This window comes from Pantoea sp. UBA6567 (assembly GCF_002434165.1).
GTDB classification, from domain to species: Bacteria; Pseudomonadota; Gammaproteobacteria; order Enterobacterales; family Enterobacteriaceae; genus Pantoea; species Pantoea eucrina.
The window spans coordinates 63,600-77,452 of record NZ_DJJN01000001.1; the positions used below are offsets into that span (position 1 = coordinate 63,600).

At 55.9% G+C, this 13,853-nt stretch carries 12 protein-coding genes; 10 read left to right on the forward strand and 2 right to left on the reverse strand.

The annotated features are described in order from the left end of the window. Nucleotides 1–130 precede the first annotated feature (130 nt). Nucleotides 131–637: a non-heme ferritin gene (ftnA, locus tag B4M48_RS00310; RefSeq protein WP_039380152.1), complete on the reverse strand. Its 507-nt coding sequence runs from the start codon at nt 635–637 to the stop codon at nt 131–133. 429 nt (nt 638–1,066) lie between these two features. Between ftnA and prfC the strand changes: the two genes are divergently transcribed. The 10 genes from prfC (at nt 1,067) to mrdA (ending at nt 12,335) form a co-directional block, all read left to right on the forward strand. Continuing rightward, entirely contained in the window at nt 1,067–2,656 is a 1,590-nt protein-coding gene (gene prfC / locus B4M48_RS00315; protein ID WP_039380149.1) for a peptide chain release factor 3, read from the forward strand. A 257-nt stretch (nt 2,657–2,913) separates the two neighbouring features. Then, nucleotides 2,914–3,501 (forward strand): molecular chaperone OsmY, encoded by a 588-nt coding sequence (gene osmY, locus B4M48_RS00320; RefSeq protein ID WP_039380146.1) that lies wholly within the window; start codon nt 2,914–2,916, stop codon nt 3,499–3,501. A 96-nt stretch (nt 3,502–3,597) separates the two neighbouring features. After that, nucleotides 3,598–3,759, forward strand: coding sequence for a DUF1328 domain-containing protein (locus tag B4M48_RS00325; protein ID WP_065648197.1), 162 nt, complete (start codon nt 3,598–3,600; stop codon nt 3,757–3,759). A gap of 171 nt (nt 3,760–3,930) precedes the next feature. Continuing rightward, nucleotides 3,931–4,983 carry a patatin-like phospholipase family protein gene (locus B4M48_RS00330; protein ID WP_288655729.1) on the forward strand — a complete coding sequence of 351 codons (1,053 nt, stop codon included), beginning with the start codon at nt 3,931–3,933 and terminating at the stop codon, nt 4,981–4,983. Next, nucleotides 4,980–5,783: a TatD family hydrolase gene (locus B4M48_RS00335; RefSeq protein ID WP_052246445.1), complete on the forward strand. Its 804-nt coding sequence runs from the start codon at nt 4,980–4,982 to the stop codon at nt 5,781–5,783. Before B4M48_RS00330 ends, B4M48_RS00335 begins: the two co-directional genes overlap by 4 nt. 220 nt (nt 5,784–6,003) lie before the next feature. Next, nucleotides 6,004–6,783 (forward strand): deoxyribose-phosphate aldolase, encoded by a 780-nt coding sequence (deoC, locus tag B4M48_RS00340; protein WP_288655731.1) that lies wholly within the window; start codon nt 6,004–6,006, stop codon nt 6,781–6,783. A 138-nt stretch (nt 6,784–6,921) separates the two neighbouring features. Continuing rightward, nucleotides 6,922–8,244: a thymidine phosphorylase gene (gene deoA / locus B4M48_RS00345; protein WP_039380139.1), complete on the forward strand. Its 1,323-nt coding sequence runs from the start codon at nt 6,922–6,924 to the stop codon at nt 8,242–8,244. A 95-nt stretch (nt 8,245–8,339) separates the two neighbouring features. Beyond that, entirely contained in the window at nt 8,340–9,563 is a 1,224-nt protein-coding gene (gene deoB, locus B4M48_RS00350) for a phosphopentomutase (protein WP_039380136.1), read from the forward strand. Nucleotides 9,564–9,598: 35 nt separating this feature from the next. Continuing rightward, complete coding sequence (gene deoD, locus B4M48_RS00355) at nt 9,599–10,312, forward strand: purine-nucleoside phosphorylase (protein WP_071669245.1); 714 nt, start codon at nt 9,599–9,601, stop codon at nt 10,310–10,312. Nucleotides 10,313–10,460: 148 nt separating this feature from the next. After that, nucleotides 10,461–12,335, forward strand: coding sequence for a penicillin-binding protein 2 (mrdA, locus tag B4M48_RS00360; RefSeq protein ID WP_288655733.1), 1,875 nt, complete (start codon nt 10,461–10,463; stop codon nt 12,333–12,335). A 3-nt stretch (nt 12,336–12,338) separates the two neighbouring features. Here the strand turns inward: mrdA and B4M48_RS00365 are convergent, their stop codons facing one another. Beyond that, nucleotides 12,339–13,655: a methyl-accepting chemotaxis protein gene (locus tag B4M48_RS00365; protein WP_039380129.1), complete on the reverse strand. Its 1,317-nt coding sequence runs from the start codon at nt 13,653–13,655 to the stop codon at nt 12,339–12,341. Nucleotides 13,656–13,853 lie beyond the last annotated feature (198 nt).

Consider the following 13,853-nt stretch of genomic DNA (forward strand, 5'->3'; position numbering starts at 1 on the left):
ACAACGCAGAGGGCGCATTTATGTGCTCCTGACCGTCTGCAGGCTCGTCCTCCTCTGAGCGCACGCTTTCAGCATAAAAAAACGCCCGGCAAAACCGGGCGCTGCTGCTTGCTGTATGTCATCTTTTTTATTATTGACCGTGACCTTCCACGTTCATGCGGCCCAGGTCCTTGTCCACCAGGAACAGACCTTCACCTTTGTTACCCACCAGCGCCAGTTTATCGAGCACGGTTTTAAACAATTTCTCTTCTTCATGCTGCTCTGCCACATACCACTGCAGGAAATTAAAAGTGGAGTAGTCCTGCGATGTCAGCGCGGTGTGCACCAGTTCATTGATTTTCTGCGTGATCAGCTGCTCATGCTTCAGCGCTTCGCTCAGCACATCGCTCAGAGAGTTCCAGCTGACAGCCGGTGCCGCTATGCTGCCCAGTACCGGCATGGAACCCGCGTCGCTGACGTAATCAAACAGGCGCTGCATATGCTCCATCTCTTCACGCGAATGCATTTTCAGGAAAGAGGCGGCCCCTTCAAATCCTTTATCGCTGCACCAGGCGCTCATCTGCAGATAGAGGTTGGCAGAGAAGAACTCCAGATTAAGCTGGTCGTTCAGGCGAGAGGTCATTTCAGCAGTTAACATAGCTGCGTCCTTATTAAGCAGTCAGAAAAATTACGGCGAATTATGCAGCAATATCAGCGTTTATGTGAAGGGTTTTTTGCACGAAATTTTAATTTATATCATTGAATATAAATGGAATTATTCAATATTCTGAATGCGACGAATTCTCATTGTTAACTGATTGCCATTCGCCTGCCATGACCGGACGCGGACGGAGCCGTAAGAGGTTACCTGCGCGCTACAGTCGTGATTTCCCCGCCTGCTGAAATATTGTATGCTATGCCGCCTCAACGCTGACCGGATAACCGGAGCACCGCCAGCGCAGCCGCGAACCGCTGCTGTGCAGTGACGCCACGGCGTTGCCACTGGCACTGTTACCCACCGGACAGGTTCCGGAACGATTTATCTGCCGCGCGTTACAGACGCGCCGCCCTGAAGAAGAACGCACTCATGTCTAATGCTCCCTTTTTAGAAGAAGTGGCGCGCCGCCGTACCTTTGCGATTATCTCGCATCCGGACGCCGGTAAAACCACAATCACCGAAAAAGTCCTGCTGTTCGGACAGGCTATCCAGACTGCCGGTACTGTTAAAGGCCGCGGCTCCAGCCAGCATGCTAAATCAGACTGGATGGAAATGGAGAAGCAGCGTGGTATTTCAATCACCACCTCGGTGATGCAGTTTCCCTATCGTGAAAGCCTGGTCAACCTGCTGGATACGCCGGGGCATGAAGACTTCTCGGAAGATACCTATCGCACGCTGACCGCCGTTGACTGCTGTCTGATGGTTATTGATGCCGCGAAAGGGGTTGAGGATCGTACCCGCAAGCTGATGGAAGTAACCCGCCTGCGCGATACGCCCATCATCACCTTTATGAACAAACTGGACCGCGACATCCGCGATCCGATGGAGCTGCTGGATGAGGTTGAGAGCGAGCTGAAGATCGCCTGCGCCCCCATTACCTGGCCAATCGGCTGCGGCAAGCTGTTTAAAGGGGTTTACCACCTTTATAAAGATGAAACCTATCTCTATCAGAGCGGTAAAGGCCATACTATTCAGGACGTGCGCGTTGTAAAAGGATTGAATAATCCCGATCTCGACGCGGCGGTGGGCGAAGAGCTGGCACAGCAGCTGCGTGATGAGCTGGAGCTGGTGCAGGGCGCCTCACACGAATTTGAGCAGTCGCTGTTTCTCAACGGCGAGCTGACGCCGGTGTTCTTCGGCACTGCGCTGGGCAACTTTGGTGTCGATCATATGCTGGATGGTCTGGTCTCCTGGGCACCTGCGCCGATGCCGCGTAAAAGCGATACCCGTATTGTGGAAGCGCGTGAAGAGAAGTTCAGCGGTTTTGTCTTCAAGATTCAGGCGAATATGGATCCCAAACACCGCGACCGCGTTGCGTTCATGCGTGTGGTATCGGGTCGTTATGAAAAGGGTATGAAACTGCGTCAGGTGCGTACCGGCAAAGATGTGGTGATCTCCGATGCGCTGACCTTTATGGCAGGCGATCGTTCGCACGTTGAAGAGGCGTTCCCGGGCGATATCATCGGCCTGCATAACCACGGCACGATTCAGATTGGCGACACCTTTACCCAGGGTGAAGCGATGAAGTTCACCGGCATTCCGAACTTTGCGCCAGAGCTGTTCCGCCGTATCCGTCTGCGCGATCCACTTAAGCAGAAGCAGCTGCTGAAAGGTCTGGTTCAGCTCTCTGAAGAGGGCGCCGTGCAGGTATTCCGCCCGGTGCATAACAACGATCTGATTGTTGGCGCCGTCGGCGTGCTGCAGTTTGATGTGGTTGTCGCCCGCCTTAAGAGCGAATACAACGTTGAAGCGATCTATGAAGCGATCAACGTCTCCACCGCCCGCTGGGTAGAGTGCAGCGACGCGAAGAAGTTTGACGACTTCCAGCGTAAAAATGAGGTCAATCTGGCGCTGGATGGGGGAGATAACCTCACCTATATCGCGCCTACGATGGTTAACCTGAATATTACGCAGGAGCGCTATCCTGACGTGGTTTTCCGCAAAACCCGCGAACACTGATCCCGCCTCGCTATCAGGACCAGTCATTACTGGTCCTGCTTTTTTTGTTACAGACTCCTCTTAATTACGCTGTCATTCTGACTTTCTGGCGAGATATCAACCACAAAAGCCAGCAAAAGCTGTAATCCCTACTATGATTATTCTGTCGGACGAAAAAACAGGCCTGCGAGTTTGGTTACGTCCATCAAGGCAACGGCGCCGTTAGCTGTTGTGCATTCGCGCTTGCGGGTGAATTAACTGATAGAAGGATCATATCGATGAATAAGACTAAGATTGCCAAGACCCTGATTGCTGCACTGGCCGGTACGGCGCTGTTAAGCGGTGCGGCATTTGCTGCTGATACCAGCTCGACGGGTTCCAAAATCGATAGTTCTATGAAAAAAGTCGATGGTTTTATGGATGACAGCGGCATCACGGCCAAAGCCAAAGCGGCGCTGGTTGATGATGACGCGATTAAAAGCACGGATATCTCCGTCAAAACGCAGCAGGGTGTGGTGACATTAAGCGGTTTCGTTGCCTCGCAGGATCAGGCTGAAAAGGCTGTCGCTCTGGTGCAGAAAGTTGAAGGAGTGAAATCCGTCAGTGACAAACTACACGTCAGAGACAATAAAGAAGGCTCGCTGAAAGGTTATGCCGGTGATGCCGCCACAACCAGCGAAATTAAAGCTAAGCTGTTAGCAGACGACATTGTTCCATCGCGCAATGTGAAGGTGGAAACCACCGATGGCGTGGTTCAGCTGTCAGGAGAAGTTGCGAATCAGGCACAGTCTGACCGTGCTGAGAAGATCGCAAAAGCCATTGAAGGCGTGAAAAGCGTGAAGAATGACCTCAAGGTGAAATCTTAACGCAGCCGGAACGGCATCGCTCTGATGCTGTTCCGCAATAAAACAGTGAAGTGAAGAATAAGCAGTTCGATTTCTACTATGGTAAAGGAGAGGCTTATGTTTCGTTGGGGTATTATCTTTCTGGTCATTGCACTGATCGCGGCAGCCTTAGGATTCGGCGGTCTGGCAGGTACGGCAGCATGGGCAGCTAAAATTGTCTTTATTGTCGGTATTATTCTGTTCCTGGTTAGCCTGTTTACCGGGCGCAAAAAACTCTGACCAGACACATCAATTGCAGTAACCCGCTAGTGATGTAAAGCGGAGGCCAGTCATTGACGGCATTGTCTGCCGTCGCAGCTGCCCGTGCAGTGGGTCAGGGAATGACAATGACTGGTTCTCCGGGATGCCGCTCTGGCCTCCCTCAGAGCAGCAACTACTGAGGGTACGCCATTGGGTATACGCATTCCGGTCTCACTCGGTTCCTTCGAACCGCTGGCGCTTCAGCCATTTAAATCCCGTAAAATTGCACTTGTCTGTGAAGGTGGCGGCCAGCGCGGAATATTCACCGCAGGCGTACTGGACGCATTCCAGCGGGCCGGATTTAACCCTTTTCATCTGATGCTGGGCACCTCCGCCGGCGCGCAAAATCTCTCCGCCTTTGTCTGCGCTCAGCCGGGCTATGCCCGACGTGTTATTACCCGCTATACCACCAGTAAGCAGTTTTTCGATCCGCTGCGCTTTGTACGCGGTGGACATCTTATCGATCTCGACTGGCTAATCGATATTACCCGCAGTGAATTTCCTCTGGCGTTCAGCAGCGCGCAGAAACTGTTTGCCGGTGGCAGCGAATTTTATATGTGCGCCTGCCGCAGTGACGATTATCAGGCACTCTATTTCAGGCCTGATGAGCTGACCTGGCATGACATCATCAAAGCGTCCAGCGCCATTCCTGGCTTTTATCGCAGCGGCGTGCTGATGGATGGCGTCAGCTATCTGGATGGCGGCATCAGCGACGCCATTCCGGTGCGTGAAGCCGCGCGACGTGGCGCGGATACCATTGTGGTGATCCGGACCACGCCTTCGCAGATGTTCTATACGCCGCAATGGTTCCAGCGGATGGAGCGCTGGCTGGGTGACAGTGCGCTGCAGCCGATGATCAACATCCTGCATCATCATGAAGCGAGCTATCGCGAGATCCAGCAGTTTATTGAACAGCCGCCGGGTAATCTGCGCATTGTGGAAATTTGCCCGCCGCGCCCGCTGGCCAGCATGGCGCTCGGCAGCCGCGTGGCCGCGCTAAACCACGATTATCATCTTGGCCGGCGCAGCGGACGCTATTTTCTGGCTACGCTGGGGCAGTGGTTGAGTGATGCAGAGCCGGCACGCCGATCGCTGCCGATTGCACCGCCCGCCGCCGCTGCAAACGCGCCGGACGCGCGGCCGTTACACACGCCGCCGCTGGCGGGGAACGATGCTGCCTGGGATGAAGGATCGCTGGCATGAAATTTATCGACACGCACTGCCATTTTGATTTCCCGCCGTTTGTTGATGATGCGGTCGCAAGCATTGCCCGCGCTGCGGCCGCCGGCGTAGAGCGCATTATTGTGCCATCGACAGAAGCGAGCCGTTTTGCACGCGTTGTGCAGCTGGCAAAAGATCACACGGCGCTCTATGCGGCGCTGGGCCTGCATCCGATCAATATTGCCCGCCATCAGGACGATCATCTGGATCTGCTCGCGCAGCATCTGGCGCAGGCAGAGAGCAACTGCGTAGCGATCGGCGAGATCGGACTTGATCTCTATATGAACGATCCCGATTTCGACAAGCAGACGCGGCTGCTGAACGCGCAGTTTATTCTGGCAAAACGTTTTGATCTGCCGGTGATCCTGCACTCCCGCCGCACCCACGATCAGCTGGCGATGCTGCTGCGACGCCATAATCTGCCGCGGCGCGGCGTCGTGCACGGCTTTGCCGGCAGCCAGCAGCAGGCAGAGCGCTTTATCCAGCTCGGCTATGCCATCGGCGTGGGAGGCACCATTACCTGGGAGCGCGCCAGCAAAACCCGCCATACCATTGCCAGCCTGCCGCTGGCGTCGCTGCTGCTGGAGACTGACGCACCGGATATGCCGCTGCAGGGTTTTCAGGGAGAGCCCAACCGGCCTGAGCGGGCGCGCAATGTGTTTGAGGTATTGTGCACGCTGCGTCCTGAACCGGCTGACGTGATTGCCGATGCGCTGTGGCAGAACAGCCTGCGTATATTTGCATTTTCTTCCCGATCGCCGTCCGGCGATCTATCAGAGTGATACCATTCAGCGCGCGATTTTGTGATAATAATTACATCTGCGTTGCGATCTGTTTAGCCATGCATTCACGTCAAAAAGAGATCTTAAGCAGATTTTCTATGTAATTTCGAGCTGCTATCTCTTTTTTATGTGATCTGATTCGCAATGGCAGTTCCCGACAATTGTTAAAATAATCACATTATCCGGCAGCTCGCTGCTGGCCTGACATCCGGAGCCTGTTATGACTGACCTTAATGCTGCTGCGCAGCGCGCGCTGCAACTGATGGATCTCACTACCCTGAATGACGATGACACTGATGAAAAAGTCATTGCGCTGTGTCATCAGGCCAAATCCCCTGCGGGCAACACTGCCGCTATCTGCATCTATCCGCGCTTTATCCCGATCGCCCGTAAAACGCTGCGCGAACAGGGTACGCCTGAGGTGCGCATTGCGACCGTGACCAATTTTCCGCATGGTAATGCGGATATTGAGATCGCTCTGGCGGAAACGCGCGCCGCTATCGCTTACGGCGCTGACGAAGTGGATGTGGTATTTCCCTATCGCGCTCTGATGGCTGGCGATCGTGATACCGGCTTTGCGCTGATTAAAGCGTGCAAAGAGGCGTGTGCGGCAGCGGACGTGCTGCTGAAAGTGATTATCGAAACCGGCGAGCTGAAAGAAGAGGCGCTGATCCGTACGGCATCAGAAATTGCGATTGATGCCGGCGCTGATTTTATTAAAACCTCAACCGGTAAAGTGCCGGTGAACGCCACGCCGGAAGTTGCCGCCATCATGCTGCAGGTTATTCGCGATAAAGGCGTGCAGCAGCAGGTGGGTTTTAAACCAGCCGGCGGCGTGCGCACCGCAGAAGATGCCGCTCTTTACCTGAAGCTGGCTGACGACACCCTCGGTGAGGGCTGGGCTGACGCCCGTCACTTCCGCTTTGGTGCCTCCAGCCTGCTGGCAAACCTGCTCAGCACGCTGGGCCACGCAACCAGCGGCAGCAAAACGGGTTACTGATAGCGGCCCGGGTTAAATCCCGTTGCGGCATCCGGCCAGGGGCGCATGAATGCGCCCCCTACGGGGTACAAAATCCAACATTCCCGTAGAGGGCGCATTTATGCGCCGCGTATATACCAGCAATCACAGGAGGCAACCTTGTTTCTGCCACAGGAAATCATCCGGAAAAAACGTGACGGGCAGCCGCTGAGTGAGGCGGAGATCCGCTTTTTCATCGATGGCGTGCGCGATGAAACCGTTTCGGAAGGGCAAATCGCTGCGCTGGCGATGACCATCTATTTTAACGATATGAACCTGCAGGAACGCGTTGCCCTGACCATGGCGATGCGCGACTCAGGATCGGTTCTGGAGTGGCAGTCGCTGCAGCTCAACGGTCCGGTAGTGGATAAACATTCAACCGGTGGCGTAGGCGATGTTACCTCTCTGATGCTGGGACCGATGGTCGCCGCCTGCGGTGGATATGTGCCGATGATCTCCGGACGCGGTCTGGGTCATACCGGCGGCACGCTGGATAAGCTGGAGGCCATTCCGGGCTTTGATATTTACCCCAGCGACGACCGTTTCCGCGACATAATTAAACAGGTGGGGGTAGCGATCATCGGGCAGACCCGCTCGCTCGCGCCCGCAGATAAACGCTTTTACGCCACGCGCGATGTCACCGCCACGGTTGACTCCATTCCGCTGATCACCGCCTCGATTCTCGCCAAAAAACTCGCAGAAGGGCTGGATGCGCTGGTGATGGATGTCAAAGTGGGTTCAGGCGCCTTTATGCCCACCTTTGCCGCCTCGGAACAGCTGGCGCAGTCGATTGTGCGGGTGGCGAACGGCGCAGGATGCAAGACCACCGCGCTGCTTACCGACATGAATCAGGTACTGGCCTCAACCGCGGGTAACGCTCTGGAAGTGCGCGAAGCGGTGCAGTTCCTGACCGGCGAGGCGCGCAATCCGCGTCTGTATGAGGTCACGATGGCGCTTTGCGCTGAGATGCTGGTGTCCGGCCAGCTGGCAGCGAATGACACCGAGGCGCGGCAGAAACTGCAGCAGGTGCTGGATAACGGTAAAGCTGCCGAAGTATTCGCACGAATGGTGGCGGCTCAGAACGGGCCGGCAGATTTTATCGAGCGGATGGATCACTATCTGCCGGCGCCGGCTTTCAGCAGGCCGCTCTATGCAGAAGAAGCGGGGATCGTCAGCGCGATGGATACGCGGGCGCTGGGCATGGCCGTTGTGGCGCTGGGCGGCGGGCGGCGGCGGGCCACTGATACAATCGACTACAGCACAGGCCTGAGCGACATGATTGCGCTGGGCAGCCGGGTTGATACGCAGCGGCCGCTGGCGATGATCCATGCCGCCTCGGAAGCGCAGTGGCAGGAAGCCGCGCAGGCGGTCAGAACCGCCATCGTACTGAGCGACCAGGCACCTGAAACCACGCCCGTGGTCTATCGTCGCATCAGTGAATAGTGGCGTTACTGCGTGCCAGACAGCAGCCATTCAGGTATACTGATCTGATCGCTTTTTTTTGACTTGTCATCGCGCCTGGCGCGCAGGAGACTTGCATGAAACGTGCTTTTATTATGGTTCTCGACTCCTTCGGCATCGGTTCCAGTAAAGATGCTGATAAATTCGGTGATGCGGGTTCAGATACGCTTGGCCATATCGCTGAAGCCTGTTTTGAAGGTCGCGCAAACGAAGGGCGCGAAGGCCCGCTACATCTGCCAAACATGACCGCGCTCGGTCTTGGCAAAGCGGCAGAACTCTCGACCGGCCGCTTTCCGCCAGGGCTGGATCCAAATGCTGAAATCATCGGCGCTTACGCTTACGCCAGCGAACTCTCTTCCGGCAAAGATACCCCCTCCGGCCACTGGGAAATTGCCGGTGTCCCGGTTCTGTTCGACTGGGGCTACTTTAGCGATAAAGAGAACAGCTTTCCGCAGGCGCTGCTGGATAAGCTGGTGGAGCGCGCCGATCTGCCGGGCTATCTCGGCAACTGCCACTCTTCCGGTACGGTGATCCTCGATCAGCTGGGTGAAGAGCACATGAAAACCGGTAAGCCGATTTTCTATACCTCAGCAGACTCGGTGTTCCAGATCGCCTGTCACGAAGAGACCTTTGGCCTTGAGCGGCTGTATGAACTGTGTGAAATTGCCCGTGAAGAGCTGACGGAAGGCGGCTACAACATCGGTCGCGTCATTGCCCGTCCGTTTGTGGGTGATAAAGCGGGCAGCTTTGAGCGTACCGGCAACCGTCACGATCTGGCCGTTGAGCCGCCATCACCGACCATGCTGAAAAAGCTGGTCGACGAGAAGGGCGGGGAAGTGATCTCGGTAGGTAAAATTGCCGATATCTATGCGCATCAGGGCATCACGCAGAAAGTGAAAGCGACCGGTCTCGACGCGCTGTTTGACGCCACGATTGAGCAGATGAAAAAGGCGCCTGACACCTCTATCGTCTTTACCAACTTTGTTGATTTCGACTCAACCTGGGGTCATCGCCGCGATATCGCAGGCTATGCCGGCGGACTGGAGCTGTTTGACCGCCGTCTGCCAGAGCTGATGGCGCTGGTGCAGGAGGGCGATATTCTGATCCTGACCGCTGACCACGGCTGCGATCCCAGCTGGGAAGGCACTGAGCATACGCGTGAGCATATCCCGATTCTCATCTACGGTCCGGGCGTCAAGCCGGGATCGCTGGGTTATCGCGACACCTTTGCCGATATCGGCCAGACCATTGCCGCGTACTTTGGCCTCTCCAGCATGGACTACGGCAAAAGCATGCTGTAAAACAGCGCACACTTTTTTGAAAAGGAATAAGAACCATGGCAACGCCACATATTAATGCAGAAATGGGTGATTTCGCGGACGTCGTGCTGATGCCTGGCGACCCGCTGCGCGCAAAGCATATCGCTGAGACTTTCCTGGAGGATGTTGTGGAAGTCAACAACGTACGCGGTATGCTTGGCTTCACCGGCACCTATAAAGGCCGTAAGATTTCGGTAATGGGCCACGGTATGGGGATCCCATCCTGCTCAATCTATACCAAAGAGCTGATCACCGATTTTGGCGTGAAGAAAATCATCCGCGTCGGCTCATGTGGTGCAGTACGTGCTGACGTGAAACTGCGTGATGTGGTGATTGGTCTGGGCGCCTGCACCGACTCCAAAGTAAACCGTATGCGTTTCAAAGATCATGATTTTGCAGCGATTGCTGACTTTGACATGGTACGCAACGCGGTTGACGCAGCAAAAGCGCTGGGCGTTGACGCGCGCGTCGGCAACATCTTCTCTGCGGATCTGTTCTACACGCCCGATCCGCAGATGTTTGATGTCATGGAGAAGTACGGCATCCTTGGCGTTGAGATGGAAGCTGCAGGGATCTACGGCGTGGCGGCAGAGTTTGGTGCGAAAGCGCTGACCATCTGTACCGTCTCTGACCATATCCGCACGCACGAACAGACCAGCGCGGCAGAGCGTCAGACCACCTTCAACGATATGATCAAAATTGCACTGGAATCGGTGCTGCTGGGCGACTAACTTCGCCTGTGTCCGGGGCGCATTAATGCGCTCCGGTCCTCCCTCCGTAAACATCTGACACACTTTTACCCAGGCTTGTGCATCTTCAGGCTGGCTCTGACGCTCACGCTGTTTATCATTAGCGCGATAATGAAGAGACCCTTTCCTGATGAATTTTCGCAATTTCGAAGCTGAAGAAAAACTGTTTGCCCGGCGGGCGCTGGTGGCATTTGCGCTGGTGGTGACCTGCTTTATCGTTCTGGGAATCAATCTTTATCGTCTGCAGGTCCGTCAGCACCGCTACTACCAGACGCGCTCCAACGAAAACGACATTAAAATGATCCCCATCGCGCCTACACGCGGGCTGATATACGATCGCAACGGCATTCCGCTGGTACACAATGTCACCTGGTATGACGTACTGGTCACGCCCTATAAGGTCAGCGATATGGCGGCCACGCTCCGCGCCCTGACGCCGCTGCTTGATCTGACGCCCGATGATATTGAAGCATTCAGGCATGCGCTGCAGCACAGCAGCCGCTATAAACCGGTCGAGCTGAAAGCGGAGCTTACCGATCGTCAGGTGGCACGCTTTGCCGTGAACCAGTTTCGTTTCACCGGCGTCAGCGTATCGACTTATCAGGATCGGGAATACCCCTATGGCGCTGACCTGGCGCACGTGGTGGGCTACGTCTCCAAAATCAACGACGCTGACTACAGGCGGCTGAACGAGGCGGGCAGAGGGGAGAACTACGCCGCGGACCATAACATCGGCAAGCAGGGCATTGAAGGCTACTATGAGACGCTGCTGCACGGCAAAACCGGCTATCAGGAGGTGGAGGTCGACAACCATGGCCGCATCGTGCGCGTGCTGAAAGAGGTTCCACCCGTGGCTGGCAAAAATATCTGGCTGACTCTCGATCTGCATCTGCAGCAGTATGTTGAGCAGCAGCTGGCCGGCCAGCGTGCGGCGGTACTGATTGAAGATCCGCACGACGGCAGCGTACTGGCGATGGTCTCCAGTCCCAGCTACGATCCCAACCCGTTTGTGAAAGGCATCAGTTATAAAGCCTACAAAGCGCTGCTTCAGAATAAAGATTTGCCGCTTATCAACCGCGTCACGCAGGGCCTCTATCCGCCCGCCTCGACGGTAAAGCCATATATGGCGATCTCTGCACTGCTGACCCACACTATCACGCCCGCGACCACCTTCTTTGGCGGACCCACCTGGACCCTGCCCGGCACGCACCGCACCTGGCGCGACTGGAAAAAAACGGGCCACGGTATGCTGGACGTCACTAAAGCGATTGAGGAGTCGGCAGACACCTTTTTCTATCAGGTGGCATTTATGATGGGTATCGATCGCATTCATACGATGCTGAGCCAGTTTGGCTATGGCAAGTCAACCGGTATCGATCTTAACGAAGAGTACACCGGTCTGCTCCCCGATCGCGCCTGGAAAAAGCGGGTGCATAAACGGGCGTGGTATCAGGGCGATACGGTATCAGTCGGGATCGGGCAGGGCTACTGGATCGCAACCCCGATCCAGATGGTCCGGGCGATGGTCGCGCTGATCAATAACGGCAAAGTGATCACGCCGCATCTGCTGGCTAAAGCGCAGCGTGGCGGCTGGCAGCAGCCTTATCAGCCCGTCAGGCCGCAGCCGCAGATTGGCGAGGTGAACTCGCCATACTGGGGGCTGGTGCGCCGGGCGATGTTTGGTATGGCTAACGCCCCTAACGGCACCGGATATAAATATTTTCATACCGCGCCATACGGCATTGCAGCGAAGTCCGGGACGTCGCAGGTGTTCAGCCTGAAGCAGAACCAGACCTATAATGCGAAAGCGATCCCGATCCGGCTGCGCGATCATATTTTTTATACCGCGTTTGCACCGTTCAGCGATCCTAAAGTGGCGATTGCGTTGATTCTGGAAAACGGCGGAAACGAGAGCGTGAGCGCCGCGCCGGTAATGCGCAATATTCTCGATCATATCTTCCTGCCGCCGGCATCCGACGCGCCGCTGCAGACGGCAGGGCAGTAGCGGCTACTCTTCTTTTAACGTCGCGGTGACGTGGCCGATAGCGCGGACCACGTCACCTGAGCTGCCGCGGATCTCCGCCATCATGTCGCCCGCCTCCTGAGCAAGCAGTACGCCCTGATCGGCGCGTTTCAGGTTAGATGCAATGCCCTGCAGCGCTTTCTCTGCCAGCAGATGGTTATCGCGCACCCGGTTTTCGATTTCAGTAGTGGCGCGATTGATATTTTCCGCCAGCGCACGCACCTCGTTCGCGACGACGGCAAAGCTGCGTCCATGCTGTCCGGCCCGCGCCGCCTCAACCGCCGCGTTCAGCGCCAGCAGATTGGTCTGTTCGGCAATACGGCGGATGCTTTCGACAATCGCGCCAATGCGATCGGAGGAGTCGCTGAGATTGGTAATATCACCGGAGATACCGTGCAGTTCGCCTGCCAGCGCATTCATGGTCTGCACGCTGTTCTCCAGTACCGTAGCGCCCAGGCGGGTGCTTTCGCTGGTCTGCAGTGCCGTCTGATACGCCTGCTGTGCAGCGTCGCGCTCCTGCTGGCTCTTCTCCACCTGCGGGGTCACATCAGTGGCGAATTTAACAATTTTATAGAGAGTGCCCGCCTCATCGAAAACCGGATTATAGGTGGCGCGCAGCCAGACGGTACGGCCCTGTTTATCCACGCGCTGAAACTGGCCGGAGATGTATTCACCCTGATTCAGCTTCTGCCAGAAACGACGATAGGCGTTGCTCTGCTGCGTTTCTGGCGGACAGAACTGACTGTGGTGCCGGCCAAGGATCTCCTGCTCCCGATAGCCCATGGTTTTAAGAAAATTATCATTTGCCATCAGCACTTCGCCCTGCAGATTAAAGGCGATAACCGCCATTGAGCGATCGATAGCCGCCGTCATGGCACGCTGCTCCTGCGTATCCAGAATGTGTGCCGTAATGTCACTCGCCAGCTTAACAATCTTTATTACCCGGCCGCTGCGGTCCTGTACCGGCACATAATTGGCTTCCAGCCAGACCGGACGGCTGTGTTTCGCCACGCGCAGAAACTTATCGCTGAACCCCTCGCCGCGGTTGAGCCGTTGCCAGAAATCACGATACGCGGCCGAGTGCACCATATCGGGCGTACAAAACAGAGCGTGGTGCTGCCCGACGATCTCCGGCAGGGTATAGCCCATGCGCTCCAGAAACAGATCGTTGGCGGTGATAATTTTGCCGTCCGGCGTAAACTCAATCATGGCGATAGCATCCTGCAATGAACTGAGCGTCGCGCGGCTGCGCTTTTGCCACGCAAGGCGTGACATGATACCTGATGCAATAGTGCTGAACATGGTGGACCTTTTTATGTTTATTGGATGTCAGCACGGTTATCGGCAGCCGGATGCGAAAATCCATCGCGACAGCGCAGCAGAGTGTGTCAGAATTTAACCAGTAAGCGCAGCGGATGCTCTAAAAGTCAGCAGTCAGCGCGTATTTGCTGAAAAGCGTTTGACGCTGCGGCCGGGGTAGGGTTTAATGCGCCCCGTTGC